We start from the raw sequence: 26,549 nt of genomic DNA on the forward strand, positions 1-26,549 counted from the left end.
ACACGCGTAAAAACCGATCTACACCGAACTTATCGCCACTCGTCTTCCGGTACGCAGTCCGCCGCTCGGACCGTGATCCACCGGGTCGTCCGCTCGTCGGGATCGCGGTCTCGCTCGAAGAACGTCACCTCCTCGCCGTCGGAGTTCCCGTCGGAGTCGCCGTCAGTCCGCTTACAGACGAGATCCGGCCGCTCGGCACGGATGCGCGTCGATGACGTGGACATACGTCGCGATTCGCTCGGCATCACATAATAACTGTTGATTTCGATCGATACTATTGGAAACAACGATGGTTGTGAACACCTATTATTTCACTTCCGAGTAGGATTGACGCCTGTTCGGCTACAACCGCACAGGCACGCCGCGCTCGTCGAGGTACTTCTTCGTCTCCTCGATCGAGTAGTCACCGAAGTGGAAGATAGAGGCGGCGAGCCCCGCGTCGGCGTTCGCCTCGGTGAACACGTCGTACATATCCTCTGGGCTCCCGCAGCCCGAGGAGGCGATAACGGGCGTCGAGACGGCGTCACACACCGCTTTCATCAGCGGGATGTCGTAGCCGTCCTTCGTTCCGTCTTTGTCGATAGAGTTGACGAACAGCTCGCCGGCGCCGCGCTCCTCGGCCTCTTTCGCCCACGAGACGGCGTCGATGCCGGTGCCCTCGCGGCCGCCCTTCTTGGTGCACTCGAACCACACCGTCTCGCCGTCGTCGTCCTCGTAGAAGTGCTCGCCCGCGTCGTCGTACCGGCGACGGGCGTCGATCGAGATGACGATACACTGGCTGCCGAACGCCGCCGCGCCCTCCTCGATGAGCTCGGGGCGTTCTAAGGCGCCGGTCGTGATCGACACCTTGTCCGCGCCCGCGCGGAGCGTCTCCTTGATGTCGGCCTTGGTGCGGATGCCACCGCCGACCGTCAGCGGGATGAAACACTCGTCGGCGACCGCGTTCACCACGTCGAGCATCGTCTCGCGACCCTCCGCGCTCGCGGTGATGTCGAGGAAGACGAACTCGTCGGCGCCCGCGGCGTTGTACTTCTTCGCTAGCTCGACCGGGTCGCCGGTGTACTCCAGATTCTCGAAGTTGACGCCCGTGTACACCGCCGCGTCCCCGTCGGCGTCGAGGTCGACGTCGATACAGGGGATGATCCGCTTCGTGAGTCCCATTCGTTACCGGTCGTTGGCGGCCGCCGAGGTTAAAAGGCGCGGGGTCGCTCTCGGTGTGGGGTCACTCCTCCGTCCCCCTCTTCGGCTCCCGTCGGTCGTACTTCGCGACGGCGCGGTCGGCGCGCTTCGAGATACCGTTCGGGTTCCGCGCCGGGCTCCGGTCGCGGCTCCGCGCGACGAGGCCGTCGGAGCTCCCGCCGGCGAGGCCGACGAGTACGTCGCGGCCGGTGGCGACCCACCGCGACGGGGTCGACTCGCCGCGGATCACGTCGCCGGCGGCTCCGAACGCGTCCGTCGCCGCGTGCGTCCCGGCCCGCGCGACGACGGTCGGGCGGACCCCGTAGTTCTTCAAGAGGCGGTACGCGAGCGCTCGGTACTTCCACCCCCACTCGCGGGCGGTGCGCCCGCAGTCGGCCGCCGTCGGGCTCGGGAGCGCCTTGGTGACCGCCAGGTCTTCGCGCCACGCCACGGTTCGTCCCATCTGCGCCAGCCGGTGCGCCGCGTCGCGCGCGCCGCCCGTGCGGAGATACTCGTCGAAGCCGTCCAGGTCCCGGAGCGCCTCGCGCCGGAAGGCGACGTTGCCCCCCTCGAAGTAGGTCACCTCGGTGCCCGCGATCGTCCGGCGCTCCGGGCCGTCGCGTTCGTCGTCGTGCTCGTCGTCGCGTTCGTCGTCGTGCTCGTCGTCGCGTTCGTCGTCGTGCTCGTCGTCGCGTTCGTCGTCGTGCTCGTCGTCGCGCACAATGCGTTCCCCGTTGGCGGACGCTTCACCGTCGCGTCCTCCCTGCTCCGGTTCGATCGGGGTCACTGGTCCTGTCACAACGTCCGCGTCGTCGAGCCCGGCGCGAACCGCGTCGAGCCACCCCTCTCCGATCCGGTTGTCGTAGTCAACGAGAGCGACTATGTCGCCGGTGGCGACCTCGATACCAGCGTTGCGGGCGACGTTGACCGTGCGGTCGGAGATCTCCACCAGCACGTCCACGTCGTCGCGGTCCCGCACCATCCCGGTGGTGCCGTCGGCGGAGGGGCCGTTAGCGACGATCACCTCCGCCTCGGGGGCGTGGGCCGCCAGCGCGTCGAGACAGGCGGCTAACCGATCCCGCCCATTGAGGGTGGGAACAACGACCGAGAGGTCCATACGGTGTGGTGTCGGGACCAAGGATTAAAAAGGACTCCGTGCGCACCGGCCGTGCGGCCGAGCCGCAGGCAGGCGGGCGGACGTTCGGACGGTCAGATTGGCGTTCAGCCGATCAACGCGTCGTTCAAACGGTCAGGTAGTACACCTGCTTGCGCGCGTCCTTGAAGCTGTAGCGGGAGTCGACGAGCCCCTCCTCCTCCAAGCGGTTGAGCGCGTAGCGGACGGTCCGGTCGGGCAGCAGGGACTCGTCGGCGAGGCCGCCCTGCGAGAGGGGAGCGTCGCCCTCCAGCACCTTCGCAACGAGCTTGGCGCTCGGAGGGAGCTCGCGTAAGCGGTCGCGGTACTCGGATTCAGAGAGGCGGTCCTGGTCAGCGGTCTCCGCGTGACTGGTACTCATATCTCATGTCGAGCCCGCGCCTATTGGTAAAGGTTGGCTACATATAGGGCAATTTGATTGGAATAATATAATGTGTTAATATCACATCTCGATCAACCATCAATCCCGATCGATCAGGCATATTTTGACGCGACGGCGCGTACGGTTCGCCGATGATCCCCGAGTCACACGTCGACATCTTTGAGGCCGAATCGTACGCCCACTTCGCGACGGTGATGCCGGACGGAACGCCGCACGTGACACCGGTGTGGGTGGACCACGAGGATCGCGAGTACGTCCTCGTTAACACGGCTCGTGGCCGCCAGAAAGAGCGGAACGTCCGCCGGAATCCGAAGGTGGGCGTGAGCGTGCTCGACCCGACCGACCCGTACCGGTACGTCTCGGTGCGCGGCGAGGCGGAGCTCACCGAGGAGGGAGCGATTGAGCATATCGACAAGCTCGCGCGACGGTACTTCGACGTCGACGAGTACCCGCACCACGGCGAGGAGTCCGGCCCGCGAGTGTTGGTGAAGATTCCGGCTGAGAACGTTACGACGAGTGGGTGATCGGGTCGACTCGGCGACCGCCCCGTCGATCGAATTGTCGACCAATCCCTCGATCGAATCGCTGTCCAGTCCCCGGTCGTCACCCCCGTCGTCTCCGAGCAAACGCCGACCGTATCCAGTACGGTTTTGTCGGTCGGGTGTGCAGTACGGACAACGTGAAGGGACAGGACTGGTACCAGGCCGACGAGGTCGCGGAAGAATACGAGGACGTACGGTTCTCAGGCGGCGGGGAGCTCATCGATCAGCGCGAGAAGGAAGCAGTCCTCTCGGCGCTCGGACCGATCGAGGAGGGACACCGCGTACTCGAGGTCGCCTGCGGCACCGGCCGGTTCACGACGATGCTCGCGGACCAGGGTGCCCACATCGTCGGAATCGACATCTCCCGCGAGATGCTCGAACAGGGGCGCCAGAAGGCGGCCGAAGCGGGACTCTCAGACACCGTGGAGTTCGTCCGCGGCGACGCCTCCCGGCTCCCGTTCCCGGACGACCACTTCGACACGGTGGTCGCGATGCGGTTTTTCCACCTGATGGACGACCCGGCGCCGTTCCTCGCAGAGCTGTGCCGCGTCAGCGCCGATCAGGTGTTCTTCGACACGTTCAACAGCCGCAGCCTGCGGACGCTGTACACCTGGCTCCTCCCGATGGGGTCCCGACTCTACTCCGAGCGCCAGGTCGCAGCCATGCTCAGCGAGGCGGATTTGACGCTCTCCGGTGAGGAACACGACTTCGTGCTCCCGTACGGGTTCTACCGCGAGCTTCCGGGCCCCGTCGCAAAACCGTTCCGGGCTCTCGACGAGCTCGTCGGCAACACGATACCGGGAGATTACGTGGCGTCCGTCTCCTACTGGAACGCTCGGGTCCCCGCAGGCAAAAATGGGTCTGGGGGTTCTGTAGACAGCGAAAACAACGCGGGCGCCGAGTGAGCTAGACTGCCTTCTCGACGACTTCACCGACCGCGAAGTTCGATTTGACCTCCGTTACCTCGATCTTAACGCGCTCGCCGACCTCCGTGTCCGGGACGATGATCACGTACCCCCGCTCGACGCGGGCGATCCCGTCGCCCTGCTTGCCGAGATCCTCGATCTCGACGTAGCGCATCTCCCCGGGCTCGACCGGTGGCTGCGGCCCGTCGTCAGCGCGGGATGCCGAGGTATCGACGCCCTCGTCGGTCGTCCCGGCCGTTTCGGACTCGCCCTGTGAGATGAGCGCGACGCGGTACGTCTCACCCGGCTCCAGCGATCCGGTCTCGATTTCGCGTCGCGGGACCTCCACGACGTACTCGCCGTCCTCCTCGCGAACATCGGCGCTGAACAGACAAAGGAGCTTCTCTGAGATCTCCATAGTAGACTCCAGCGAAACGTGGAGACGGACCAGTATAGTTGTACCGCCGACATCCTCGGATCAGCCATCCAGATAGGTGTCGACGAGCGCCGCCTCTCCTTTGCGGAGGTGGGCGCCGGCCGTCGACGGCGAACACTCGATCGCCTCGGCGACGTCGGCGACCGAACCGGATCGGGGCACGTCGTAGTACCCGACGCGACGCGCGGCGCAAAGCGCCTCTCGCTGGCGCTCCGTGAGGTTGGCGCCGGCCAACCGTCGGCCGCCGTACGACCCGACCCGTTCGACCGTGACATCGATCGGGTCTGGAACGGCGGAGAGAACGTCCCGCAACTGGTTCGGCGGGCCGATCAGCCCGAACGACAGCCGGCCGCCCGATCGGTACACGACCGGCGGCACAGAGAGGAACTCCGTGTCGACGAACGCATCGAAAAACGTCTCCAGCGGCCCGCCGAGCCGCTCGTACGCCTTGAGGTAGAAGGCGTCGTCGCCGGGAGCCGTCTCGAAGCGGTCGATCGAGTCGACGGTTCGCAGGCGTTCGAGGTACCACTCTCGGGGGGCGACGACGCGGAACAGCGTGACGAGCGTCTCGTCGGGGAGTCGCCGCCACGTCAACAGCTCGGTCCGCCACCCGTCGCCGTCGTCGAGGAAGTCGTGCATCGGATGTCGGACCGACGGCGGAAACGCGAACTCTACGCGAACGTATCGCATACGGCTCGTGGCGTCTTCCCACCACTTGAAAGTTAAAAACACACGGACTGATCCGTGCGAAGGCTCAGCGGCGCACGGGTCCGATTGATACCTATGTGCAACCCGATCACCCGCTCCGACGACGATCGAGCGCGACAGTCCGGCGGTAGCGAACGCACCGACACCGCCGACGCCGACGTCGACGTCGCGGATGCTCCGCCGCCGCCAGATCCCGGCGGACTCCCGGTGCTCGGCAACGTCCACGAGCTCGCGAGCGATGCGCTCGGGTTCTATGAACGCCGATCCGCGGAGTACGGTGGGATCGTCCGGTACGACGTGTTCGGGACGGAGAGCTACCTCGTGACCGATCCCGGGGCGATCGGGCGGATCCTCGTCGAAGACCACGATCGGTTCGTGAAAGGCGAGATGCCTCGTGAGCAGCTCGGCGGCCTCCTCGGAGACGGATTGTTCCTCGCCGAGGGGGAGGCGTGGCGCGAGCAGCGCACGGCGATCCGATCGGCGTTCTTCCGCGAGCGGGTCGCCGCCTACGGCGACTCGATGGTCGAACACGCTCGCGAGGCGGTGGATTCGTGGGGGGACGGCGCGGTCGTCGACGTGCACGCGGCGTCGACCGAGTACGCCTTCGCCGTCCTCGCGGAGAGCCTGCTCGGAAGCGATATCGAGGGCGAGCGCGAGACCGTTCGGGCGGCGGCCGAGGCTATCACCGATCGGTTCGACATGAGTCGTCCGACCTCGTTCCTCCCCGAGTGGCTCCCAACTCCCGCAAACCGACGGTACCGACGCCGGCTCGGCGCCCTTCGCGCGACGATACGCGACCTCGTCACTGAGCGGCGGGCCGCCGGCCCGCCCGCCGACCCGAGCGCCGCGGACGACCTCCTCGGTACCCTCGTCGCGGCCGCGAAGCTTGGTGCGCTCGACGACGAGGAGCTAGTCGATAACGCGGTGACGTTCCTCTTCGCCGGCCACGAGACGAGCGCGCTCGGACTGACGTACGCGCTGTACTGTCTCGCGCGCCGCCCCGCGTTTCAGGACCGCATTCGCTCCGAAATCGCACCACTCCACGGAGATCCGACGCCCGCGGACCTCCGCGAGTGCCCCGCGCTGACCGCGGCGGTCGACGAGGCGCTCCGCCTGTATCCCCCGGTCCACTCCTTTTTCAGGGAGCCGACCGAGCCGATCGCGCTCGGCGAGTACCGCATCCCGTCCGGGGTCGTGCTCACGCTTGCACCGTGGTCGGTCCACCGCGACGGGCGCTGGTGGAACGCTCCCGAGACGTACCGCCCCGAACGCTGGCTCCGTGAGACCGAGGACGGCGGTGTCGTGCACGGCGACGACCGTTCCGGCCCGGCGGTGGGGGAACACCCCGAACACGCCTTCTTCCCGTTCGGTGGGGGGCCGCGACACTGCATCGGGATGCGCTTCGCGCGACAGGAACTCCGGCTCGCGGTCGCGACGATTCTCCGTCGGGTGCGGCTGGAACCCGTGACGGAGGAACTGTCGCTGCAGGCGAGCGCGAACACCCGACCGGACGGACCGGTACACGTGCGGATCCTCACGCGAGACGAGCCGTCCGATCCAGAGTCGCTCGACCAAGACGAGCCGTCCAAGACTAGTTGGTAAATAAACATATATGCTCCGACACGGATACTCTAGGCATGAGCCTCTCAAGTAGCACCGCTCGTCGTCGTCGTCTCGCCGTCGCGCTCGCGCTCGTCGCGCTCCTCTCGCCGCTCGCGGCGGGACTCGCGACAGCCCAATCGGTCCAGGGCGCGTCCGGGACGATCGTCGTCGACGAGGGTGAGACGGTTGACCGCGTCGAGGGCGTGGCCGGCACGATTGTCGTGCACGGCACCGTTGAGGGTGACCTCTCCGGCGCGGCCGGCTTGATCCGGATCGCGGAAACGGGCCGCGTCGACGGAAACGTTCAGGTCGCCGCCGGAACCGTGGTCGTCGACGGCGCGGTCGGCGGGAACGCCGAGCTCGGGGCCGGCTCCTTCGAGCTGACGGAGACGGGCCGAATCGACGGCTCGCTCGACGCCGGCGCGGGCTCGATCAGCGTCGACGGCGCTGTCGGCGGAGACGTTCGGGCGGCCGCCGATTCGGTCGTTATCGGTCCCAACGCGGACGTCGGCGGCGAGTTCCGGTACGACGCCGGCACGTTCACCCAGAGCCCGGACGCGACCGTCGCCGGTGGCGTCGTGGAGGACACGAGCCTCCGCGGCGACACCGGGGTCGGCTTTGGGGGCGACCTCGTTCCGCTGTGGTTCGGGTCTGCGTACGGCGTCGCCGTCAACCTCGTGCTGGGCGCGGTCCTCCTGCTCGCGTTCCCTCGCTTCTCGGACGATGTCGCGGATCGGGTCAGCGAGGGACCGCTCGCCAGCGGCGGGGTCGGGCTCCTCGCGCTGATCGCTACCCCAATCTTCCTCGCCCTCGTGGCGATCACGATCGTCGGTATTCCGCTGGCGCTCGTCGGGATCGTGGCCTACGTCGTCGCGCTCTGGATCGGATCCGTGTACGGTCGGTACGCCCTCGGATCGTGGGTGCTCGACCGACTCGACAGCCCGAACCGGTGGGTCGCGCTCCTGCTCGGCGTCGTCGGGGTCGCCCTGATCGGGCTGGTTCCGTGGATCGGTGAACTCGTCGACCTGCTCGTCCTCCTGCTCGGACTCGGCGCGCTCGCGCTCGCGCTCTGGGGCCGGTACCGGGGACGCGACGACGCGATCGTCTCCGACAGCGACCCGGTCGAGATGGACTGACTGCGGCTCCGTTCCATCTCCGTCCCAATTCCCCTCATCCTCGATCCGTGCCGTTCCGCCCCAGTCCGGCCCGTCCCGCTCCGGTCCTCCCCGGCCCGCTTCGGCCCTCCCCGGCCCGCTCCGGTCCTCCCCGGCCCTCCCCGGCCTGCCCCATCCTTTCCCGCCCCGCCCCGTGTTTCCTCTCGCTTCCGGCAACCGCCGCCACGGGACCAAGCCCTTTCTCGCGGCCCGTCGAACCGACCCCTATGAGGGAGCCGAAATTCCGACACGGAGCCGTCTCGTCCCCGATCGTGACGCCGTTCGACGCCGATGACGATTTCGACGCCGACGCACTTGCGAGCCACGTCGAGACCATCGTCGACGCCGGCCTCGACGGGATCGTCCCTTGCGGGACGACCGGCGAGTTCGCCAGCCTCACCGACGAGGAGCGTCGAACGGCCGTCGAGACCACCGTCGAGGCGGCCAATGGTCGAGTCCCCGTGATTGCCGGCGCGGCGGACACGACCGTCTCGGGCGTGCGCGACCGGCTCCGATTCGCCGCCGAGGCAGGCGCCGACGCGGGGCTCATCACGCTCCCGTACTACCACACCTCGACGGATCCCGACGGTCAGCGAGCTTTCTTCGAGCGGGTCGCCGACGATGCCCCGCTCCCGATCTATCTGTACGACATCCCGGCGACAGTCGGCGAGTCGATCGACCCCGATGTCGTCGCCGACCTCGCCGCACACGAGTCGGTCGTCGGGCTGAAAGACACCAGCGGCGATATTTCGGCGGTGGATACCGCTATCGACCGGACCTCGGAGGAGTTTACCGTCTTCCAGGGCGTCGACGCCCTGCTCTACCCGAGCGCATCACTCGGCGTCGACGGCGGGATCAACGCGCTCTCGCAGGTGATCCCCGAGGTCTTCGTCTCGCTCGGTGAGGCGCTCCGTGCCGGCGACGACGACCGCGCACTGGCGCTCCACCGGGAGGCGATCGCCCCGCTTTTCGCCCGATGTGGCGACCACGGCTTCGCGCCCGCCGCGAAGGTCGCGGCCACTCACCGCGGGTTCATTCCAGACCCCCGGGTCCGCCCGCCGCTTACGCTTCCCGACGCGGCGGCACGCGAGGCGATCGCCGCCGATGTCGACGCAGCGCTGGACGCGGTGTGAGTCTCCGGGCGGTGGCCGGGCGGTTACCGGGCGGTCGCCGGGGGGTCGCTCAGTCTCCGTCGATCGGTGTCCCGTCCGCCGCTTTCGCCCCTTCGGAGTCGAAGACGACCACGTCGCCGTCGGAGCGCTCTCCGGCGGTCGGGTCGTAGCCGTCGCGGACGCCGATCGCCTCCTCCAGTTCGCGGACCGCGCGCTCTTTGAGCGCCGCGGCCAGCGCCTCGGCGTCCTCGCGTGAGATATCGCGGCCGAGCCCCTCGCACTCGTGGGCGCGGACGGCACCCTCGGCGTCGACCGCCTCGCCCATCGGCTGGCTCGTCCCGTCGAGCGCGACGCTGAACGGGTAGGTTTGACAGATGAGCGGGCGAGCGTCGTGGACCGTGCAGGCCCCTTGCCCGCCCGTCTCCTCGTAAAAGGTGCAGTCGCCGCAGTCGTCGGTCGCGAGCGCCCACTCGAACGTCTCACCCGCGGGCTCGCCGTCGTCGCCCTCTGAGAGTCCGAAGGGCATCGGGCGGGCGGCGTCGCGCCAGTCGTACGACTCGCCGAACTGCACCTCGGCGGCGTCGACGACTTCGCGGACCTCGTCCGGGAAGACGGTGGCCGTGTGGGGTTCGCGGTCGGCGGGGTCGTCCGCCCCCTCCCCCGCCGGCGCACCGCCCGGTTCATCGGGGGCGTAGCCCGTACAGCAGCCCCCACAGCGCGTGCACTCGAAGCCGATCGACTCGATGGCGTCGGCGAGCTCGCCGGGGTCGAGGTCGCGGGCGCCATCGAGCTCGGCTTCGAGCGATTCCATGGGATCGCTTGCGGCGCGGTCGGGTTAACATCGTCCATTCGAGAGTTGCGTTGGCGTTCGGGGGCGCGCCCGGCGAAGGAGCGAAGTGCGACCGGCCCCTACCGAGCGAGCGTGAAGGAGTACGAACGGAAGGGGCTCCTCGAACGCGTCAACCGCGAGGCCGCGACGGTGGGCGCGGAGATCCCCGAGGCAATCGAGATCCAAGGCGAACCGATCGAACTGCAGTCGTTCGTCTTCGAGATCAAGCGCCGCGACACGGTCCCGCCCGGCGAGCGCGAGCGGGTCGAACAGGCGAAGCGGAACCTCCGGCGCGAGCGCTTAGAACGGCTCGAACCCATCGAGGAGAACGAGGTGAGCTACGCCGAGGGCGAGGCGCTGGCGGCGTCGATCATCGGGATCGACCGCGCGCTCGACGCCTTGGAGGGGCTCGACGCGCCCGCTCCGGAGACGGAGGCGAAGCGGCAGGAGGCGGCCGACCGCAAGCGCTGGATGAGCTTCCTCAAAAAGGCGCTCGGACGGGACAGTGCAGGCGGGACACGCGGTCGGACGCGGTTCTAATTCCCCGTGAAGTCGATCCGCGAGTCACCGCTGTCGCCGTCACGGTTCGAGTGGCCGAGCCGGACGAACTCGTAGGCGTCGTCGACGAGGTATACCGCGTCGCCGTCGACGGTCACGTCGACCGACTCCAGGACGGCCCCCTCGCAGGGACCGAAGTTGCAGTAGCCGCCGTCGGCCTCGAAGGTGGCGCCGTGCTTCTGGCAGAACACCTCGCCGTTGCGGACGAACGCCCCGTCGTCCTTATCGAGGCGCACGTCGGTCCAGTGTTGACAGTAGTTGCGGAACGCGCGCACCTCGCCGGCCGCCCGCGTGAGAATCGCCTCCGCCTCGGGCGTCCCGTCCTCGGACTCGCCCACGTCGCCCTCGCCGTCGTCGACGCTCTTGGGGTCGATCGGCCGCAGCGTCACGAGGAGCGTGCTGTCCTCGGGCACCTCGTCGACGGCGGCGATCCGACGGTCTGCATCCATACGTATTTCTAACTGGCGTCGCGTTTGAAGCTTCTGCGTTCTGTTGGTACGATCGGTACTGTGTCGATTCTTGTGGTCGGCAGGCCGGCGTTTGAACCATCGATCACTCATAAGCCGTCTACCATGAACGGGCGGTGAACACTTCCAAAGCCCCAGCCGCTTGTTTATAAGCGATTGCAGACGGATCGACGGTGAACACTTCCAAAGCCCCAGCCGCTTGTTTATAAGTGATTGCGGACGGATCGACGGTGAACACTTCCAAAGCCCCAGCCGCGAGGACTCGATGGGCTCGCTGCGGTCCTCGTCGCTCACTGCGTTCGCTCCTGCGGTCCTTGCGTCGCCCGTCTTCGTCCTCGCGACTGCCCCTTTGAATCCCACCCGCCCGCACAGCGACCGCAGCCTCACGCCTCCCCAGCCTCGTCGGTCGCCCTCCGCGTTGCTCCGGACGACCGACTCCCTCGTGCGGGCTGCTCGCGTCCTGCGGGCGCTCGCAGGCGCACGCCACCGTAGTCGACTTATAAGGGGTCGTTGCCGTCGCTCAGTCGTTTATACACCGGATCGCCGTCGCGGTCGCGATCACTCCCGTTCGGTCTCAGTCTCGGGCTCTCGCTCGTCGTCCACGCTCGCATCGGCCGCTCGCTGCGCTTCCTTCCGCGCCCTGTCCGCGGCGAGCTCCTTGTCGATGTCGTCCTCGACGTACCCCATCGACTCCACGGTGACGACGTTGCCGCCGCCGGGGTCGACGACCATCACCTCTTCGCCCTCCTCGATCGTCCCCTCGATCGAGCGCGCGGCGTAGTAGGGGTTGAAGCCGCCGCCGGAGAGCTTCACCTCGCCGCCGGCGGTGGTCACCTCCTCGGTGACGGTGCCGGTCTTCCCCTTCAGCGCGTCGCTGTCGCTCGTCTGCTGTTGGCCTTTCCCGCCGTACAGATCGAACTCGTGGTAGCCGTAGAAGGCCGCCGCGCCGAAGAGGAGCGTCAGGACCGCCATGACGAGGGTCAGTCCGGCACCGGCAACCCCGAGCGACGTGAGGAGGAGGCCGCCGAGCCCCGCCCCGATCAGTGCGATCCCGACCACGATGAAGTTCGCACCCGGCGCGAGCGCCTCCGCCATCGAGAGCAACAGCCCGGCCGTCAACAACAGCAGGGGGAGTGTGTCCGGAGAGAGGAGTCCGGACTGCACGAGGACGTCCATATCCGGACGTACGGCTGCGGGGGTATAAGTGGTGGTGCGGAACGACGGCGGTGCGGGACGACAGCGGTAGGGGACGACGGCGGTGCGGGACGACAGCGGTACGCGACGTGACGGCGATCGATCAGAATCCGACGAGGAGCACGCCCACCGTGAGCGCGACCCCCAGCGCGACGAAGACGGCGTGCTCGGTGTCGATCGACTCGGGTTCGATCGGCTCGGTCTCGGGCGTGTGGGTGTCCTCGATAACGCCGCCGGGACCGACTTCGTCGACGGCGAACCGCCACTCGCGTTCGTCGGCGCTCTCGGCGTCCGCCCGCGTCTCGTTCGCCCGGCTCCGCACGCCGTCGCGCTTCCCCTCGTTGTCTCCGTCGTCGCTGTTCATACCCGCGGCTAGGCGGTTCTCCAGTAAATGGCTGGCGGGTGATGGCGAATGGGGGCAGGTGGGGACGGTAGCGAATGGAGGTGGATGAGGATGGTGGCGGGTGCGAATGGATACCGCCCTCCGCGCTCCCTACCGCTTCTGTGTCGCCGCGATCACGTCGCCGTCGTAGACCACGCCGCGCTCGCCATCGACCGTCACCACGGTCCCGTCGGTCACGCTCTCGGGGAGCCGCGCGCCTGAGACCATCGGGACGCCGAGTTCGCGAGCGACTACGGCGGGGTACCCCGTCATCCCCTCGCGGGCGTCGACGATCCCGGCGATTGCGTCGAGGTCGCCGGTGAATTCGCCCTCGAAGCTCGGGCCGAGCGCGACGACTGACCCCTCGGGAACGTCGCTCAGGTCGCCGTCGGCGGTGCGGTACACCGGAGCCGCGACGCGGCCAGCGACGACCGCCTTGCCAGTCACCAACGTCTCAGCGGCGACGTGGACCTTGAGCGTGTTCGTCGTGTTCGTCCCTTCGAACTCGGTCAGCATGCCGGAGAGCACGACGAGCGTGTCGCCGGAGGCGGCTCCGCCGGTGTCGAGCGCGGCGTCGACCGCGTTGTCGAGGATCGTCTCCATGTCGTGGGCGTACTCGGTCAGCACGGGGCGAACTCCCCACGAGAGCGCGAGCTGGCGCCGGACGCGGTCGCTCGGCGTCGTCGCGACCACGGGGACGCCCGGCCGGAACATCGCCGTCTTGCGGGCCGTGAACCCGGACTCCGAGACGGCGACCACCGTGGAGGCGCCGATGTCGCGCGCGAGGTAGCGTGCGGAGCGGGCCAGCGCCTCGGTTCGCGAGCCCTCTGCGGCAGTCGGAACGCGCTGTTCGCGCGTCTCCGCGTACTCGTCGCTGGACTCGACCTGCCTGACGATCCGGTCCATCGTCTCGACGACGTTGACGGGGTCGTCGCCGATTGCGGTCTCGCCCGACAGCATTACGGCGTCGGTCCCGTCGAGGACCGCGTTCGCCACGTCGGACGCCTCCGCACGCGTCGGTCGGCGGGAGGAGACCATCGAGTCGAGCATCTCCGTCGCCGTGATGACGGGAACGCCCGCGTTGACGCACTTTCGGATGATTCGCTTCTGAATGACGGGGACGTCCTCCAGCGGGCACTCCACGCCGAGGTCGCCGCGCGCGACCATCACGCCGTCGGCGGCGTCGATGATCCCGTCGAGGTTCTCGACCGCGCCCGCCCGCTCGATCTTCGCGACGATCGGGATGTCGTCGCCGCCGCGCTCCTCCAGCGCGTCTGCGATCCGGTAGACGTCGTTGGCGTTTCGCACGAAGGAGGCCGCGACGAAGTCGGCGTTCGTCCGCGCCGCGAGGTCGAGTTCGGCCTCGTCCTCCGCGGTGATGAGGTCGACGTCGATGGCGACGCCGGGGAGGTTGACGCCCTTCCGCGAGCTGAGCTTCCCGCCGGAGACGACGGTGGCGACGACCGACTCGCCGTCGACGCGCTCGACCCGACACTCGATCCGCCCGTCGTCGAGGAGGACGGTGTCTCCCGGTCCGGCGGCCGCGATCGAGTGGGTGAGCCCGACGCGCTCGGGCGTGGCGTCGTCGCCCTCGACGAAGGTCACCTCGGACCCGGTCGCGAGCGAGATCGACTCGTCGAGTTCGGCGGTCCGGACCTCCGGCCCCTTCAGGTCGACCATCACCGCGAGGGGGTCGTCGATCTCGTTGTCGACGGCGCGGGCCCGTTCGATGACCTCCTCGCGGTGGGCCGTCGTCCCGTGGCTGGCGTTCAGCCGGACGACGGACATCCCCGCGTCGGCGAGGTCGCGGATCGCGTCCCGGCTGTCCGACGCGGGACCGATCGTACAGACGATCTTGGCGTTTCGCATATCGCCGGATTTGGCGCAGGAGAGGAAAAAGCCACACGGTTGAGTCGCCACCGAGTGAACGTTCGTGACGGTTGCTCCGGGCACGGTCCCGATCCCGGAGAGGACGACTCAGAGCGTGAGCGCGACCGACAGCGCGAGGGCGGCGACACCGGCACCAAGGAACAGCCGGTTCGCACGCGGGTTCGCCGCCGGCGTCAGATCGAGGGTGACGTGCCACCCTCGGAACGGGCGGAGCGGCCAGATTCCCATCGGTGTGATCGCGTCGCCGGCGACGTGCGAACAGAGGGAGAGCGTTGCGATGCCCCCGACGAAGCCCGGGGTCCACGGTGGGAGAGCGGTTCCGGCGGCTGTAGCGGGAGCGGTCCCGTCGCCTACAGGAAAGACGATCGCGGCCGCGAGGGCGACGAGTACGCCCGCCGTCAACGCGAACGCAATCGTGTGCGTTGGGCCGCGGTGTGCGACCGGCAGCCGGTGATCGAGATCGGGGAGCGTCGCAAACGTGACGGCGACCGCCGCGCCGAGAACGGTCAGTTCGGGCTCGCCAGCGACTCGAACCGCCCCCGCGACCGGCGCGTACGCGAGCAGCGCGATCCCGACGTGGCCCCGCCAGTACATGGGCGATGCTCGGGGAAGGCGGAGAAAAACCCGTCGGGGAAGAGGGAAGGCGTCAGCGGGGCGTCGGTCGCGGATTCCGGGGGTGTCGGCCGCGAGGCCTGCGCCTCAGTCGTTGGTCGGCGCCGGGGCATCGCCTGCGTAGCGCGCTTCCAAGCGTCCCCGACTCGTAGCCTTTTTACCCGCGCTGGCGGTAGACGGACTCACTATGGCTGAGGACAAGGCACGAAGCACCGGCAGCGCGGGCCGATTCGGCGCCCGCTACGGCCGGGTCTCCCGCAAACGAGTCCAGGATATCGAAGAGGAGATGCAGAACGCGACCGTCGACGGCGACGACGTCAAGCGCGTGGGTACCGGCATCTGGGTCAACGAGGAGACCGGCGAGACGTTCACCGGCGGTGCGTACCGCCCCGAGACGCCCGGCGGTCGCACCGTCCGCCGTTCCATCCGCGCCGCGCTCGCCGACGAGGAGTAAGGCGATGAGCTACAAGTGCTCCCGCTGTAAGCGCGACGTTACCCTCGACGAGTACGGCGGCGTGCGCTGTCCGTACTGCGGTCACCGCGTCCTCCTGAAGGAGCGCGGCGGCGACGTGAAGGAAGTGAACGTCGAGTAACTCCGCGTTCCGACCCCGCCACCGTGACCGCCGACCGCGCACACGAGACGGTCCTTTCGTTCCGCTACCCCTCCCAGCGGCGCGCACGTCTCGTCGGCGATGCGCTCGAACCAGAGGTCGGCGAGATCGACGACGCCCGCTCCGCGGCGACCGTCTCCCGCGACGGCGACGCAGTCCGGGTCCGCGTCGCCGCCGACGATCTCGTCGCTCTCCGCGCCGGGATCAACAGCTGGTCACGGCTGGTCGAAGTCGCTGAGCGCGTCGGCTCGGGACGCGGTCGACAGTAGCACCGATTCGCCGATACCCTGACTTTCTAGGGCTGTATCCAGTGAATCAGTTGTCGTCGGAGAAGTCGGGGGTTTTTCCGTCCGGACCGCCTCGTCTCGCCTATGCAAGGGAACATGCCGCCCGAGGCACAGGAGAAAATCGAGGAGCTACAGGAGCTGCAGGAGACCGCACAGCAGGTCGCCGAGCAGAAAGAGCAGGCTCAGTCCGCGCTCAACGAGTCCAAGACGGCGCTCGACGCCCTCGAAGACGTCGACGAGGACGCCGGGATGTACCGCGAGATCGGCGAGGTCCTCGTCGAGACGGACTACGAGTCCGCCTACGACGACCTCGAGAACAAGGTTGACTCCCTCGAAGTGCGCACCGAGCAGCTCGAAAAGCAGGAGGAGCGCGTCCAAGAGCAGTTCGACGACCTGCAGGGCGAGCTTCAGCAGATGCTCCAGGGCGGCGCCGGCGGCGGCCCGATGGGTCCGGGCGGTCCGGGCGCGGGCGGCGCGTAAGTGCCGATGTCTGACGAATCGAGCGACGGACCGACCGACGGACCGCGTGACGTAGCCGACGAGGCCGCTGACGAGGGGCCTACCGACGACGAGGTCGTCCGTACCGCTGCGAAAGCAGCCGAGGGCGTCGTGTTCGCCCACTACGACCAGTCGGCGGTGACCGATCTGGACGTGACGGTCACGTTCGAGGATGGCGTTCTCGACGTGGACGTCTACCTGAACGCCCCCGACGATCCCGACCCGGACGCGGTCGCCCGCGAGGCGGCCGAGACCGCCGGCGAGGCGGTCGACGAACTGTTCGAGGCGTAGGGCGGCGCGCCGTTCTTTTCGGGTCGTTTCGATGGTTAACGACGACGAGCGACGTGAGCGCTGGTAGCGCGGCCTCTATCCGATAACCCACTGATCAATACTTATTAATCATGTCATTGCGTATTGGTACCGTATGTCATCTAGCTACGGCGGTATGTCGGCCTTCGATCGGCTCCGCGCGCGGCTCAACGGTCGGCCCCACGCCTGCGAGGAGTGCGGGTTCGTCGACGAGGAGGGGTCGTGGGAAGCGGTGACGACAGGTGCGACCGTCGAGTACCGCCGGGAGTGTCCGAGCTGCGGGACCGAGCGTGTCCAGCGGTACCAGTTCTGAAAAGGCAGCCGGCCGGCTCCCGCTAATCCCTGCCAACCGTTAACCTCCACCGGTGCATGGTATCGTCGACATGTACGACGCGATCCTCTGTCCCACGGACGGCAGCGCTGGAAGTGACGCCGCGGTCGAGCAGGCCTGCGACCTCGCTGAACTGACGGGCGCACGGATCCACGCGCTGTTCGTCGTCGACGAGGGGATCGCGGGCGCTGACGAGTGGGACCTTGTCGTCGACCGGGAGGAAGAGCGGGGCGAGCGCGCGCTCGACGCGGTTGCCGAGGCGGCCGCGGACCGCGGTATCGAGGTCGAGCGCCACCTCCGACGCGGTCGCCCGCACGAGGAGATCCTCGACGCCGCGACCGACTACGGGGTCGACCTGATCGTGATGGGGACCCACGGCCGCACCGGACTCGGCCGGTTCGTCACGGCGGGCTCGGTCGCTGAGCGGGTCGTGCGACACAGCAAGCTCCCGGTGTTGACGGCGCACATCGGTGACTGAGGCTCCCCTCCTACGCGGACTCGCAGATCGCGACGAAGTTCTCGAACACTTCCTCGCCGCGCTCGGTGTGGGCGACCTCGGGGTGCCACTGGACGCCGTACAGTCCCGCCTCCGTGTTCGACATCGCCTCCACGTCGCAGACGTCGGAGGTCGCGGTCCGGACGAACCCCTCGGGGACCTCGACTACCTCGTCGGCGTGCGACGCCCAGACGCGCGTCTTCGGGGCTAGCGAGCCGACGAGCGGGTCCTCGTCGTCGACGATCTCTACGTCGACATCGGCGTAGCCCCCGTAGTCACCGCCGCCGACCGCGCCGCCGCGCTCGACCGCGATCAGCTGCATCCCGAGACAGATTCCGAGCACGGGAACGTCCAGATCGAGGTAGTCCGGGGCGTTGCCGACGCGATCCATGTCTGGGCCGCCGGAGAGGACGATCCCGTCTGCGTCGATCTCCGCGGGGGGCGTGTCCGCCGAGACGATCTCGGTGTCGACGCCCACGTCGCGGAGCGCCCGCCGTTCGAGGTGGGTGAACTGGCCGTGGAGGTCGATGACGACGATCCGGGTCATGGCGCCGATTGGCGACTCCCGCACAAAAACGGCTCGGAACGGAGCGCAGTATCGTGGTGGTTTCGCACGATAAGATCGTTCGATAATGCACGAACGAGGATCGATTTGCGGCGCGCGCCGCTCAGAGGTCGAGCGGGCCGCTCTTCGTGAACTCCCGGAGGAGCACCGTCGCGTACGATCCGCTCGGAAGCGCGAACGCGAACCGTGGATCGCCGTCGTCGAACGTCACGTTGAGGTCGCTTCGGAGCAGGATCGCCCGCCGAGTACCCGACGAGTCAAAGTCGCCGGGGAGCGCGAAGTCGCCGGGCTCGATCCCGGCGTCGGCGAGAACCTCGCGCTCTATCTCGCCGGGCTCACCGTCTCCGAGGTCCGTCTCCGTGCCGATGAGGGGGGCGGTGACGAACGCCCGACCGCGCTCGCAGTGGCGGGTGACGACGGCAACTCTGTCCTCGTCGACCCGTTGGAGCCGGTCCGTGTCGGGCGCGTACAGCTCCTCGGGAGCGTCGCCGTCGGCGAAACACACCACGTCGCCGGCGACGGGTCGGTCAAACGAGAGGCCGCGGCGCAGGCGCTCGCTCAGCACCTGATTGAACAGGAACGACTGAGCGGCGTTGACGAAGAGTCGCTGGAGGTTCGAGGGGACCGCCTCCAGCGCGTGCCGCCAGTCCTCGTGATCCGGCGGCGCGTCGGGAGCCACGTCCCGCTCGGCGAGCCGGTGGACCATCGAGCGCTCGAACCGGAGCTTGCCCGGGATCGCGTCGAGGCAGGTTTCCCAGTCGCCGTCGCCGGTGCCGTCGGCGGAGGGGTCGGAGCCGTCTCCCGTATCGTCCCCCCCGACCCCGAACGCGGCGTCCACCCGGTCGCGCGCGGCGCGGGTGTCGTCGGGCTCCGTATCCGAGGAGTTGCCGGCGTACAGCCGCACCGCCTCGCGGAAGTCGTCGCGTACGACGGCGAGCCCGACGCGGTGGGTGACGGGCCGCCGACTCCCGAAGCGCTGCTGGCCGAAGTAGTTGGGGACGCCGACGGTGGCGTCGTCTTTCGCCTCTTCCGCGTCGCCCCCGAACGCCCGAAGGTCACCGACCACGTCGGCGACGCGCTCGGGAGCCTCGGGGACCGTATCGGCGACGCGGATCTCGAAGGCGTTGCCCGCGAGGTCGCCGAACGAGAGCCTGCGACCGGCGCGGCCGAGGGGCTCGATCTCGGCGCCGCGGATCTCGGGGAGATCGTCGGGGTCGACCTCGCGGAGCGTGAACAGCTGCGTGGTGACGGCGCGCTTGTCCTTCGTCCCCGCCCACGACACGCGCTCGCGGCTGATACCGAGGGCGTCGGAGATCCGGCGCGCGAAGTCGTTCGTGTCCCAGTCGCGGAGGGTGACGCGGACGACGAGTTCGGGGTAGCTCCCGGTGTCCGCGCCGAGCGGCTCCGGCTCGAACGCCTCCAGTTCGCGGACGCGGAAGTCGTCGGGCGACTCGCGGAGCCGGCCACCGATCCCGTCGGCGTCGCTGACGTAGTGGTCGATTCCCGCGGCGCGCTCGGCCGGGTGCGCCTCGCGGAGGGGGATGGACGGCGCCATTTAGTACAGCGAGAGGTCGCCGGTCACGCGGTCGACGGTGTCGTCGCGGGCGGGCCCCACGGCGAGCGCGGTGACGGTTCCCGGCTCCAGTTGGGTGTGGCCGGCGTCGCGGATGATCGCGTACGGGATCCCCTCCTTGTCCGCCTTGTCGGCCAGTTCGAACAGCTGGCTCTCGGAGTCGCCTTTGAGAACCACCTTCTTCTGTCCCTCTCCCTGCCACTTCTTGCGGACGCGCCGGCCGGCGTCCTGATACGCCGACAGCGACGCGTGCGCGACCTGCGCGGCGAGTTTCCCCTCGCCCATCCCGATGTCGGTGCGGGCGACGATGGCCTGTTTCATGTCTCTCTCCACCGCCGCCGCGGGTTTAGCTCTGTTCTCTCGTCAGCCGTGTCGGCGGCTGGCGGCCGTCGAGACGGGGCGAAGAGGAATCCGCAAAGGAGCGAACGTGACCGCTCCCTCAGTCGTCGGCCGGCGCCGCGCCGCTGCGGGAGACCGAGCCGAGGCCGGACGCCATGTTGGCGACCGTCCCCTCGTTACTGGCGACCCAGCGCAACAGGAGGAACGCGAAGAGGTACTTCGCGATGATGTCGAAGCCGCTGTAGGCCCACGAGGTGACCGCGGGCGACTGGATCACCGCGAGCCCCTCAGCGCCGAGCCCCCAGACGATCGGGTAGCCGAGCCACAGGACGACGGTGAGTATCTTCAGCGTGTTGAAGATCTCGGCGGTGCCGGCGATCTCGGCGTCTTCCGCCCACTCGGCGAGGAGGATGTAGAGGACGACGGCGAAGAACGCGCAGCTGATGACGTACCAGACCCAGCGCAGCGCGTAGGAGGACGTCGTCAGCGCGGCCGCGAGGCCCGTGATGCACATTCCGATGTCGGCCGCGACGGCCGTGAACAGCTTCGTCACGTTCGATCCGGCGAGCAGGCCGAGCGCGATGAGGATCATCGGCGTCGACAGCGCCCACGTGAGGTACCGGCCCCACGGGGTGAACACGGTTCCGTCCGGCCCGGTCCCGACCCCGGCCAACGCGTGTCCGGCCGGCATCTCGAGGAAACCGACAGTGAGCCCGGACACGAGCCCGGTGTAGCTCGAGATTGACACGAGCGGTACCATCAGGGTGGCGACGAATATCAGCTGTGCGCGCGGGTCCTCCACGTTCCGTCCCATATAGACGAAGAGCAGGATCGACAGGCCCGCGAGGGCGATGTTGACCCACAGCGACGCGCTCAGGAGCGCGTCTGACTGGATGTATTGGAACGCCTCTGTTTGCGTCACTTCGAGCGGAACGATACTCTGCACGAGTAGGTCGGTCGCTGCTGTTTCTATCATGCGACGTTTCTGGTTACGCCGCGAGAAAGTTAAATGAACCAACCATTCACGTGCGGTCTTTCGACGAATTTCGACAGACGCGTACTCTGTCACTACGTTTCGGCTGTCCCGCCCGAGTGCTCATCAGGGATATCTGCCGCGACCGCGTCGGCACAGCGTTCGAGCGGTTCCCGCGAGACGGGACGAACCGCGATATTGAAACGCGTGAAGTTCGGAGTTGAAGTATGCACCGTAGACGGTTCCTCCGACGGATCGGCGCGGCCGGGGGCGTCGCGGCGACGACCGCCCTCGCCGGCTGTTCGTCTGTCGGCGGCGAACCGGGCTACGACGTGGGGATGGTCGCTGACGGGTACCGCCCGGCGGAGCTGACCGTCGCCGTCGGCGACACCGTCGTTTGGGAGAACACGAGCGCGCGGACCCACACCGTCACTGCCTACGAGGGCGGGATTCCGGAGGCGGCCGACTACTTCGCCTCCGGCGGCTTCGACGACGAGAAAACCGCCCGCACCGCGTGGCACAACGACTTCGGCGGCGCGTTGGAGAGCGGCGACCGCTTTACACACACCTTCGAGATCGCCGGCCGCTACGACTACGTCTGTATCCCGCACGAGACAGGCGGGATGTACGCGACCGTCTTCGTGGAGGAGTGATGCGCCGGAATCGACCCGGACCGTCCCCGACGAAACCCATTAGCGCACGCGACCCCAACCCCAGATGATTCGACTCATGGACATCTCGACGCTTCTCGGGACCGACGTCCTGCTGTTCTTCGTCATCGGGCTGCTCGGCGGCGCCCACTGTATCGGGATGTGCGGCCCGCTCGTCACGGTGTACGCCGGACGGATGCGTGAGGGGAGCGAGCGCGCCGACGGCGGAGCGCCTACCGCCGGCGCGACCGACACCCGACGCGGGAGTCACTTGACCACGTACGAGGTCCGCCAGCACGCGCTGTTCAACCTCGGGCGGGCCGCGAGCTACGCGACCATCGGCGCGGCGCTCGGCGCGCTCGGCGGAGCCGTCCTCGTCACGACCGCGACGGTGACGGGCGCTGCGGAGGCGGTCCGCGGCGTCGTCGGGATCGGCGTCGGTGCAGCCGTGATCCTCATCGGGATCCGGTACGTCCTCGGCGGCGCGACCGGCGGGATCCACCTCCCGGGGCTCGACCGCGTCACCGGCTGGCTCACGGGCCACGTCGACCGGCTCGCCAACGGGCCCGGGATCGTCGGGCTCGGTGCGGTCCACGGGCTGCTCCCGTGTCCGATCCTCTACCCGGCGTACCTCTACGCGTTCGCCAGCGGCTCCGCCGTCAGCGGGGCGCTCGCGCTTGCGGCGCTCGGCGTCGGCACGATGCCCGCCGTCTTCCTCTACGGCACCGTCATCGAGAGCGTCGACGCGGTCCACCGCCGCCGCGTCCACCGCCTGCTCGGCGTCGCCTTCGTGGCGCTCGGCTACGTCCTGTTCGCGCACGGACTGATGGCGATCGGCGTCCACGTACCGCATCCGAGCTTGCCCTTCTGGAACCCAATCGACATCGCGGGCGCGGGGGGCCGCTAACCGATGAGCGCACCCGACTGCACCCTCTGTGAGCTCCCGACCGCGGGCGTCGACGTGATCGACGACGAGGGCAACGAGTTCTGCTGTACGGGCTGTCGGGACGTGTACGAGACGCTCGGCGATGTCGATGTCGACGCCGACGCGGTGCGCGAACGGCGGCAGGGGAACGAGGACGAGAGCGCGGCCGACGACACCGAGGTCCCCGTCGACCACGAGGCGACGTTCCTCGAAGTCGACGGGATGCACTGCGCGACCTGCGAGGCGTTCATCGAGACGGTCGCCACGCAGACCGAGGGGGTCAGCGCCGCCAGCGCGAGCTACGTCACGGACACGGTGCGGATCGACCACGACCCCGACGCGGTCTCCACCGACGACCTCTCGGAGGCGGTGAGCGGGCTCGGCTACAGCGCGTACGACCGCGACGACGCCTTCTCGCGCCGGCAGGCGGACAACATGGCGACGGCGCGGCTCGCGGTTGGCGTGCTCGTCGGGATGGCGGTTATGCTCCAGTACATCGTCATCATCTACCCGACGTACTTCGCGTTCCCCTTCTACAACGAGCGCACCTTAGAGTACCTCAACCAGGCGATGGCGTCCTCCTCGGGAACGTACTTCTTCATCGTGATCGCCGTGCTGACGACGGTGGTCCTGTTCATTACCGGGAAACCGATACTCAGAGGCGCGTACGTCAGCGCGAAGACGCGGTCGCCGAACATGGACTTACTCGTCGCGATCGCGGCGGTGAGCGCGTACGCCTACAGCACGCTCGCCGTGATCTTCGTCGATTCGCCGTCGATATACTACGACGTGACCGTCGCGATCATCGTGATCGTCACCGTCGGCAACCACTACGAGGACTCGATCAAGAAGCGCGCGACGGAGCTGCTCTCGGATCTCACCGCGGTGCAGGTCGACAGCGCTCGGCGGCTGGTCGGTGGCGGAGAGAGCGACGGAAAAGGAAGTGCCGACAGCGAAAACGCCGGCGAGACCGAGGAAGTCGCTATCGACGACCTCGCCTCCGGCGACCGCCTGCTCGTCCGCGCCGGCGAGCGGATCCCGGTCGATGGTGAGGCGGTCGCGGGCGACGCCGCCGTCGACGAGTCGGTCATCACCGGCGAGTCGATGCCGGTCCGGAAGACGCCCGGCGACGCCGTCGTCGGCGGCTCCGTGGTCGCGGACGGCTCGCTGACGGTCGAAGTCGGTCCGGACGCGACCTCCAGCCTCGACCGCGTCGCGGAGCTCGTCTGGGACCTCCAGAGCGGGAACCACGGCGTCCAGAAGCTCGCCGACCGGCTGGCGACGATATTCGTCCCGGTCGTGCTCGCGGTCGCGCTCCTCGCCGCGGGCGCGAACCTCGCGCTCGGCAACGGGGTGACGGAGGCGATGCTCGTCGGGCTCACGGTGCTCATCGTCTCGTGTCCGTGCGCGCTCGGGCTCGCGACCCCGCTCGCGGTCGCTGCCGGGATCCGGGACGCGCTCGAACGCTCCATCGTGATCTTCGACGACACCGTCTTCGAGCGCCTCCGCGGCGCCGACACCGTCGTCTTCGACAAGACGGGGACCCTCACCACTGGCGAGATGCGCGTGGTCGCGGCTGACCTCGACGACGGCCTGCTCCGGCTCGCCGCCGCGCTGGAGGAGCGCTCGGCGCACCCGGTCGGACAGGCCATCGCCGCGGTGCACGCGGGCGGTGGTGACCTCGAAGACGCCGGCGCCGTATCGGATCCCGACGCCGCGTCGCCCGCGGTCGCCGACGGCGGGGCGGCAGAGTCGACAGAGCCCAACGACACCCTCCCCGTCACCGACTTCGAGAGTCACGCTCGCGGGGTCTCCGGGGTCGTCGACGGGATCGAGGTCGTCGTTGGACATCCGGACCTGTTCGACGAGCGCGGGTGGGCGGTCCCCAACGGGATCCGCGAGGCCGTGGCGGCGGCCCGCGACGTGGGTCGCGTCCCGGTCGCCGTCGGCCGCGACGGCGCCGCGGAGGGGGTCGTCGTGGTCGGCGACGAGCTGCGCGAAGGATGGGAGGAGACCGTGACTGCGCTCGCCGACTCGGGCGTCGAGGTCGTCGTTCTCACCGGGGACGACGAGCGCGCGGCGACCGTCTTTCGCGAGCACGACGCGATCGCGTCGGTGTTTGCGGGCGTGCCGCCGGAGGGGAAAGCGGAGACTGTCGAGCGGCTGAAGGCGAGCGGGCAGACGGTGATGGTCGGCGACGGCACCAACGACGCGCCGGCGCTCGCCGCGGCGGATCTCGGGGTCGCGCTCGGTGGCGGGACCGCGATGGCGGCTGATGCGGCCGACGTGGCGATCGTCGACGACAACCTCGACTCCGTGGCGACCGTCTTCGAGCTCTCGCGGGCCGCGGGTCGGCGCGTAAAGGGCAACATCGGCTGGGCGCTCTGCTACAACGCGATCGCGATCCCGCTCGCGGTGACCGGCCTGCTCAACCCGCTTTTCGCCGCGGTCGCGATGGGCGCCTCCAGTCTGCTCGTCGTAACGAACTCCTCGCGGCCGCTGCTGGACGACTAACCGGGAGGTCGTCGGAATCGCTTTCGACCGTCCCGCCTCTCCCCGACCACCGGGACCGCAAGCGACTTTCGGCTCACGCGACTACCGTCGCGTATGTCACGAGATCTGCAGTCTTTCGACGTACCGACCAGCGACGGAATGCCGGCGCTCGGGCTCGGGACGTGGGAGAACGACGATCCCGAACAGTGTACCGAGTCCGTCAAAACCGCCCTAGAGATGGGGTACCGCCACGTCGACACGGCCCAGATATACGGCAACGAGGCGGCCGTCGGAAAGGGACTTTCGGCCGCCGACGTCGACCGGGACGACGTATTCCTCGCGACGAAAGTGTGGATCGACAACCTCGCGCCCGAGGACGTGGCCGCCTCGACCCGCGAGAGCCTCCAGAAGCTCGACACCGAGTACGTCGACCTGCTGTACGTCCACTGGCCGGCCGGCGCGTACGGCCCCGAGGAGACCCTGCCCGCGTTCGCGGAGCTCCGCGACGACGGCCTGATCGACCGGATCGGGGTCTCGAACTTCGAGCCGGAGCACCTCGACGCCGCGACCGACGCCCTCGGCGAGGCGCCGTTCGCGAATCAGGTGGAGTGTCACCCGCTGCTCCGGCAGGAAGAACTGCGCGAGTACGCCGACGCCAACGGCGTCGAACTCGTCGGGTACTCGCCGCTCGCTCGCGGGAAGATCCTCGACGAGCCGACCGTCGGCGAGATCGCCGAGAAGCACGGCGTCAGCGCCGCGCAGGTGAGCCTCGCGTGGCTCCGCGAGAAAGGGGTCACCGCCATCCCGAAGGCGACCGGCGAGGACCACATCGCCGACAACTGGGCGAGCCTCGGGCTCGAACTGGACGACGAGGATATCCAACAAATCGACGGCCTCGGCCGGACCGACCGCCAACTGAACCCCGACTTCGGCCCGAACTGGTAGGCGACCGACGATTCCCTTTTAAACGGAATTGCGGTGGCGTCGCCGGCGCCTTTGCCGCCGCCGAGTCATCACCCACTTATAGGCGAACGGCTGGTGATCTGCGAAATTCGCCGCCGATCGCCGTCGACGACTTATAAATAGTCGATCCGCGGAAGCTGTCGGTTTGCGAGCGTTACGACTCGTTCTCCGGCGTCGCGAACCCGACACCACCAGCGAGGATCGCCGTTCCAGCGAGGACGGTCGCTCCGAGAACGACGAACCCGTCCTCCGGATTCAACCCGGCAATCGACGCCGCGGCATCCACGACGAACACCGTGACGAACAGACTCAGGACGGCGAACGCGAGCATGACGAACCCGGCGAGTAGCGCACTAGCCAACGAACCAAAGGCATCGAGAATTCCCTTGACATCCTCCCGCGCCTGAAGACGCGGGAATCCCACGGCACCG

Annotated in this window: 34 protein-coding genes; 17 read left to right on the forward strand and 17 right to left on the reverse strand. The window is 68.4% G+C overall.

Annotated elements, in window-relative coordinates; all coding sequences use genetic code 11:
* Positions 1-29 precede the first annotated feature (29 nt).
* The 4 genes from HLAC_RS02710 to HLAC_RS02725 all read right to left on the reverse strand — a co-directional run bounded on the left by HLAC_RS02710 (position 30) and on the right by HLAC_RS02725 (position 2,693).
* Positions 30-224 carry a DUF7511 domain-containing protein gene (locus HLAC_RS02710; RefSeq protein WP_012659783.1) on the reverse strand — a complete coding sequence of 65 codons (195 nt, stop codon included), beginning with the start codon at positions 222-224 and terminating at the stop codon, positions 30-32.
* Between the two features lie 118 nt (positions 225-342).
* The gene (hisF, locus tag HLAC_RS02715; protein ID WP_012659784.1) at positions 343-1,161 is read right to left on the reverse strand and encodes an imidazole glycerol phosphate synthase subunit HisF; all 819 of its coding nucleotides are present in this window, start codon (positions 1,159-1,161) and stop codon (positions 343-345) included.
* 61 nt (positions 1,162-1,222) lie between these two features.
* Positions 1,223-2,296, reverse strand: a complete 1,074-nt coding sequence (locus HLAC_RS02720; RefSeq protein ID WP_012659785.1) for a glycosyltransferase — start codon at positions 2,294-2,296, stop codon at positions 1,223-1,225.
* A gap of 124 nt (positions 2,297-2,420) precedes the next feature.
* On the reverse strand, positions 2,421-2,693 hold the full coding sequence (locus tag HLAC_RS02725; protein ID WP_012659786.1) for a MarR family transcriptional regulator: 273 nt from the start codon (positions 2,691-2,693) through the stop codon (positions 2,421-2,423).
* A gap of 152 nt (positions 2,694-2,845) precedes the next feature.
* On the opposite strand from HLAC_RS02725, the gene HLAC_RS02730 reads away from it, so the two are divergent.
* Positions 2,846-3,238 (forward strand): PPOX class F420-dependent oxidoreductase, encoded by a 393-nt coding sequence (locus HLAC_RS02730; RefSeq protein WP_012659787.1) that lies wholly within the window; start codon positions 2,846-2,848, stop codon positions 3,236-3,238.
* 155 nt (positions 3,239-3,393) lie between these two features.
* Complete coding sequence (locus tag HLAC_RS02735; RefSeq protein ID WP_012659788.1) at positions 3,394-4,161, forward strand: class I SAM-dependent methyltransferase; 768 nt, start codon at positions 3,394-3,396, stop codon at positions 4,159-4,161.
* A gap of 1 nt (position 4,162) precedes the next feature.
* On the opposite strand, the gene HLAC_RS02740 is transcribed toward HLAC_RS02735, so the two are convergent.
* The gene (locus tag HLAC_RS02740) at positions 4,163-4,579 is read right to left on the reverse strand and encodes a TRAM domain-containing protein (RefSeq protein ID WP_012659789.1); all 417 of its coding nucleotides are present in this window, start codon (positions 4,577-4,579) and stop codon (positions 4,163-4,165) included.
* A 60-nt stretch (positions 4,580-4,639) separates the two neighbouring features.
* On the reverse strand, positions 4,640-5,287 hold the full coding sequence (locus HLAC_RS02745; RefSeq protein ID WP_049933171.1) for a helix-turn-helix domain-containing protein: 648 nt from the start codon (positions 5,285-5,287) through the stop codon (positions 4,640-4,642).
* Positions 5,288-5,380: 93 nt separating this feature from the next.
* Between HLAC_RS02745 and HLAC_RS02750 the strand changes: the two genes are divergently transcribed.
* The 3 genes from HLAC_RS02750 to HLAC_RS02760 all read left to right on the forward strand — a co-directional run bounded on the left by HLAC_RS02750 (position 5,381) and on the right by HLAC_RS02760 (position 9,194).
* Complete coding sequence (locus tag HLAC_RS02750) at positions 5,381-6,907, forward strand: cytochrome P450 (protein ID WP_012659791.1); 1,527 nt, start codon at positions 5,381-5,383, stop codon at positions 6,905-6,907.
* Positions 6,908-6,942: 35 nt separating this feature from the next.
* On the forward strand, positions 6,943-8,043 hold the full coding sequence (locus HLAC_RS02755) for a bactofilin family protein (RefSeq protein WP_012659792.1): 1,101 nt from the start codon (positions 6,943-6,945) through the stop codon (positions 8,041-8,043).
* A gap of 245 nt (positions 8,044-8,288) precedes the next feature.
* On the forward strand, positions 8,289-9,194 hold the full coding sequence (locus HLAC_RS02760) for a dihydrodipicolinate synthase family protein (protein ID WP_012659793.1): 906 nt from the start codon (positions 8,289-8,291) through the stop codon (positions 9,192-9,194).
* Between the two features lie 49 nt (positions 9,195-9,243).
* Here the strand turns inward: HLAC_RS02760 and HLAC_RS02765 are convergent, their stop codons facing one another.
* On the reverse strand, positions 9,244-9,984 hold the full coding sequence (locus HLAC_RS02765; protein WP_012659794.1) for a YkgJ family cysteine cluster protein: 741 nt from the start codon (positions 9,982-9,984) through the stop codon (positions 9,244-9,246).
* A gap of 111 nt (positions 9,985-10,095) precedes the next feature.
* Here HLAC_RS02765 and HLAC_RS02770 point away from each other — a divergent pair, with 111 nt between their 5' ends.
* Positions 10,096-10,542: a DUF5788 family protein gene (locus HLAC_RS02770; protein WP_012659795.1), complete on the forward strand. Its 447-nt coding sequence runs from the start codon at positions 10,096-10,098 to the stop codon at positions 10,540-10,542.
* On the opposite strand, the gene HLAC_RS02775 is transcribed toward HLAC_RS02770, so the two are convergent.
* The 5 genes from HLAC_RS02775 to HLAC_RS02795 all read right to left on the reverse strand — a co-directional run bounded on the left by HLAC_RS02775 (position 10,539) and on the right by HLAC_RS02795 (position 15,087).
* Positions 10,539-11,009, reverse strand: coding sequence for a Rieske (2Fe-2S) protein (locus tag HLAC_RS02775; protein WP_012659796.1), 471 nt, complete (start codon positions 11,007-11,009; stop codon positions 10,539-10,541). The two genes, HLAC_RS02770 and HLAC_RS02775, sit on opposite strands and share 4 nt — an antisense overlap.
* Positions 11,010-11,585: 576 nt before the next feature.
* Positions 11,586-12,203 carry an NfeD family protein gene (locus HLAC_RS02780; RefSeq protein WP_012659797.1) on the reverse strand — a complete coding sequence of 206 codons (618 nt, stop codon included), beginning with the start codon at positions 12,201-12,203 and terminating at the stop codon, positions 11,586-11,588.
* 121 nt (positions 12,204-12,324) lie between these two features.
* Positions 12,325-12,585, reverse strand: coding sequence for a DUF7312 domain-containing protein (locus HLAC_RS02785; RefSeq protein ID WP_012659798.1), 261 nt, complete (start codon positions 12,583-12,585; stop codon positions 12,325-12,327).
* A 129-nt stretch (positions 12,586-12,714) separates the two neighbouring features.
* Positions 12,715-14,472, reverse strand: coding sequence for a pyruvate kinase (pyk, locus tag HLAC_RS02790; protein WP_012659799.1), 1,758 nt, complete (start codon positions 14,470-14,472; stop codon positions 12,715-12,717).
* Positions 14,473-14,580: 108 nt separating this feature from the next.
* Positions 14,581-15,087: a metal-dependent hydrolase gene (locus HLAC_RS02795; protein ID WP_012659800.1), complete on the reverse strand. Its 507-nt coding sequence runs from the start codon at positions 15,085-15,087 to the stop codon at positions 14,581-14,583.
* Between the two features lie 205 nt (positions 15,088-15,292).
* On the opposite strand from HLAC_RS02795, the gene HLAC_RS02800 reads away from it, so the two are divergent.
* The 7 genes from HLAC_RS02800 (at position 15,293) to HLAC_RS02830 (ending at position 17,619) form a co-directional block, all read left to right on the forward strand.
* The gene (locus HLAC_RS02800; RefSeq protein ID WP_008849122.1) at positions 15,293-15,559 is read left to right on the forward strand and encodes an eL43 family ribosomal protein; all 267 of its coding nucleotides are present in this window, start codon (positions 15,293-15,295) and stop codon (positions 15,557-15,559) included.
* Positions 15,560-15,563: 4 nt separating this feature from the next.
* Positions 15,564-15,698: a DNA-directed RNA polymerase subunit P gene (locus tag HLAC_RS02805; protein WP_004049526.1), complete on the forward strand. Its 135-nt coding sequence runs from the start codon at positions 15,564-15,566 to the stop codon at positions 15,696-15,698.
* Between the two features lie 23 nt (positions 15,699-15,721).
* A complete protein-coding gene (locus HLAC_RS02810) occupies positions 15,722-15,985 on the forward strand; it encodes a KEOPS complex subunit Pcc1 (protein ID WP_012659801.1) in 264 nt (87 codons plus the stop codon).
* Positions 15,986-16,099: 114 nt separating this feature from the next.
* Positions 16,100-16,483 (forward strand): prefoldin subunit beta, encoded by a 384-nt coding sequence (locus tag HLAC_RS02815; protein WP_049933639.1) that lies wholly within the window; start codon positions 16,100-16,102, stop codon positions 16,481-16,483.
* A gap of 6 nt (positions 16,484-16,489) precedes the next feature.
* Complete coding sequence (locus tag HLAC_RS02820) at positions 16,490-16,792, forward strand: DUF3194 domain-containing protein (protein WP_012659803.1); 303 nt, start codon at positions 16,490-16,492, stop codon at positions 16,790-16,792.
* A 133-nt stretch (positions 16,793-16,925) separates the two neighbouring features.
* Positions 16,926-17,123, forward strand: a complete 198-nt coding sequence (locus HLAC_RS02825) for an HVO_0649 family zinc finger protein (protein ID WP_012659804.1) — start codon at positions 16,926-16,928, stop codon at positions 17,121-17,123.
* A gap of 70 nt (positions 17,124-17,193) precedes the next feature.
* Entirely contained in the window at positions 17,194-17,619 is a 426-nt protein-coding gene (locus tag HLAC_RS02830; protein WP_012659805.1) for a universal stress protein, read from the forward strand.
* A 10-nt stretch (positions 17,620-17,629) separates the two neighbouring features.
* On the opposite strand, the gene HLAC_RS02835 is transcribed toward HLAC_RS02830, so the two are convergent.
* From HLAC_RS02835 to HLAC_RS02850, 4 genes are all read right to left on the reverse strand, one after another.
* Positions 17,630-18,184, reverse strand: coding sequence for a GMP synthase subunit A (locus tag HLAC_RS02835; protein WP_012659806.1), 555 nt, complete (start codon positions 18,182-18,184; stop codon positions 17,630-17,632).
* A 121-nt stretch (positions 18,185-18,305) separates the two neighbouring features.
* A complete protein-coding gene (truD, locus tag HLAC_RS02840) occupies positions 18,306-19,757 on the reverse strand; it encodes a tRNA pseudouridine(13) synthase TruD (protein WP_012659807.1) in 1,452 nt (483 codons plus the stop codon).
* The gene (gene pth2 / locus HLAC_RS02845; protein WP_012659808.1) at positions 19,758-20,096 is read right to left on the reverse strand and encodes a peptidyl-tRNA hydrolase Pth2; all 339 of its coding nucleotides are present in this window, start codon (positions 20,094-20,096) and stop codon (positions 19,758-19,760) included.
* A 118-nt stretch (positions 20,097-20,214) separates the two neighbouring features.
* Positions 20,215-21,036: a bacteriorhodopsin gene (locus HLAC_RS02850; RefSeq protein ID WP_049933641.1), complete on the reverse strand. Its 822-nt coding sequence runs from the start codon at positions 21,034-21,036 to the stop codon at positions 20,215-20,217.
* A gap of 278 nt (positions 21,037-21,314) precedes the next feature.
* On the opposite strand from HLAC_RS02850, the gene HLAC_RS02855 reads away from it, so the two are divergent.
* From HLAC_RS02855 to HLAC_RS02870, 4 genes are all read left to right on the forward strand, one after another.
* Complete coding sequence (locus tag HLAC_RS02855) at positions 21,315-21,740, forward strand: plastocyanin/azurin family copper-binding protein (protein WP_012659810.1); 426 nt, start codon at positions 21,315-21,317, stop codon at positions 21,738-21,740.
* 76 nt (positions 21,741-21,816) lie between these two features.
* Complete coding sequence (locus HLAC_RS02860; RefSeq protein ID WP_049933642.1) at positions 21,817-22,644, forward strand: sulfite exporter TauE/SafE family protein; 828 nt, start codon at positions 21,817-21,819, stop codon at positions 22,642-22,644.
* 3 nt (positions 22,645-22,647) lie between these two features.
* The gene (locus HLAC_RS02865) at positions 22,648-25,176 is read left to right on the forward strand and encodes a heavy metal translocating P-type ATPase (RefSeq protein ID WP_012659812.1); all 2,529 of its coding nucleotides are present in this window, start codon (positions 22,648-22,650) and stop codon (positions 25,174-25,176) included.
* A gap of 138 nt (positions 25,177-25,314) precedes the next feature.
* Entirely contained in the window at positions 25,315-26,100 is a 786-nt protein-coding gene (locus HLAC_RS02870; protein WP_049933179.1) for an aldo/keto reductase, read from the forward strand.
* 172 nt (positions 26,101-26,272) lie between these two features.
* Here HLAC_RS02870 and HLAC_RS18685 read toward each other — a convergent pair whose 3' ends face one another.
* Complete coding sequence (locus HLAC_RS18685; protein ID WP_012659814.1) at positions 26,273-26,542, reverse strand: hypothetical protein; 270 nt, start codon at positions 26,540-26,542, stop codon at positions 26,273-26,275.
* Between the last annotated feature and the right edge of the window lie 7 nt (positions 26,543-26,549).

The sequence above is a fragment of the Halorubrum lacusprofundi ATCC 49239 genome (genome assembly GCF_000022205.1).
GTDB lineage: Archaea > Halobacteriota > Halobacteria > Halobacteriales > Haloferacaceae > Halorubrum > Halorubrum lacusprofundi.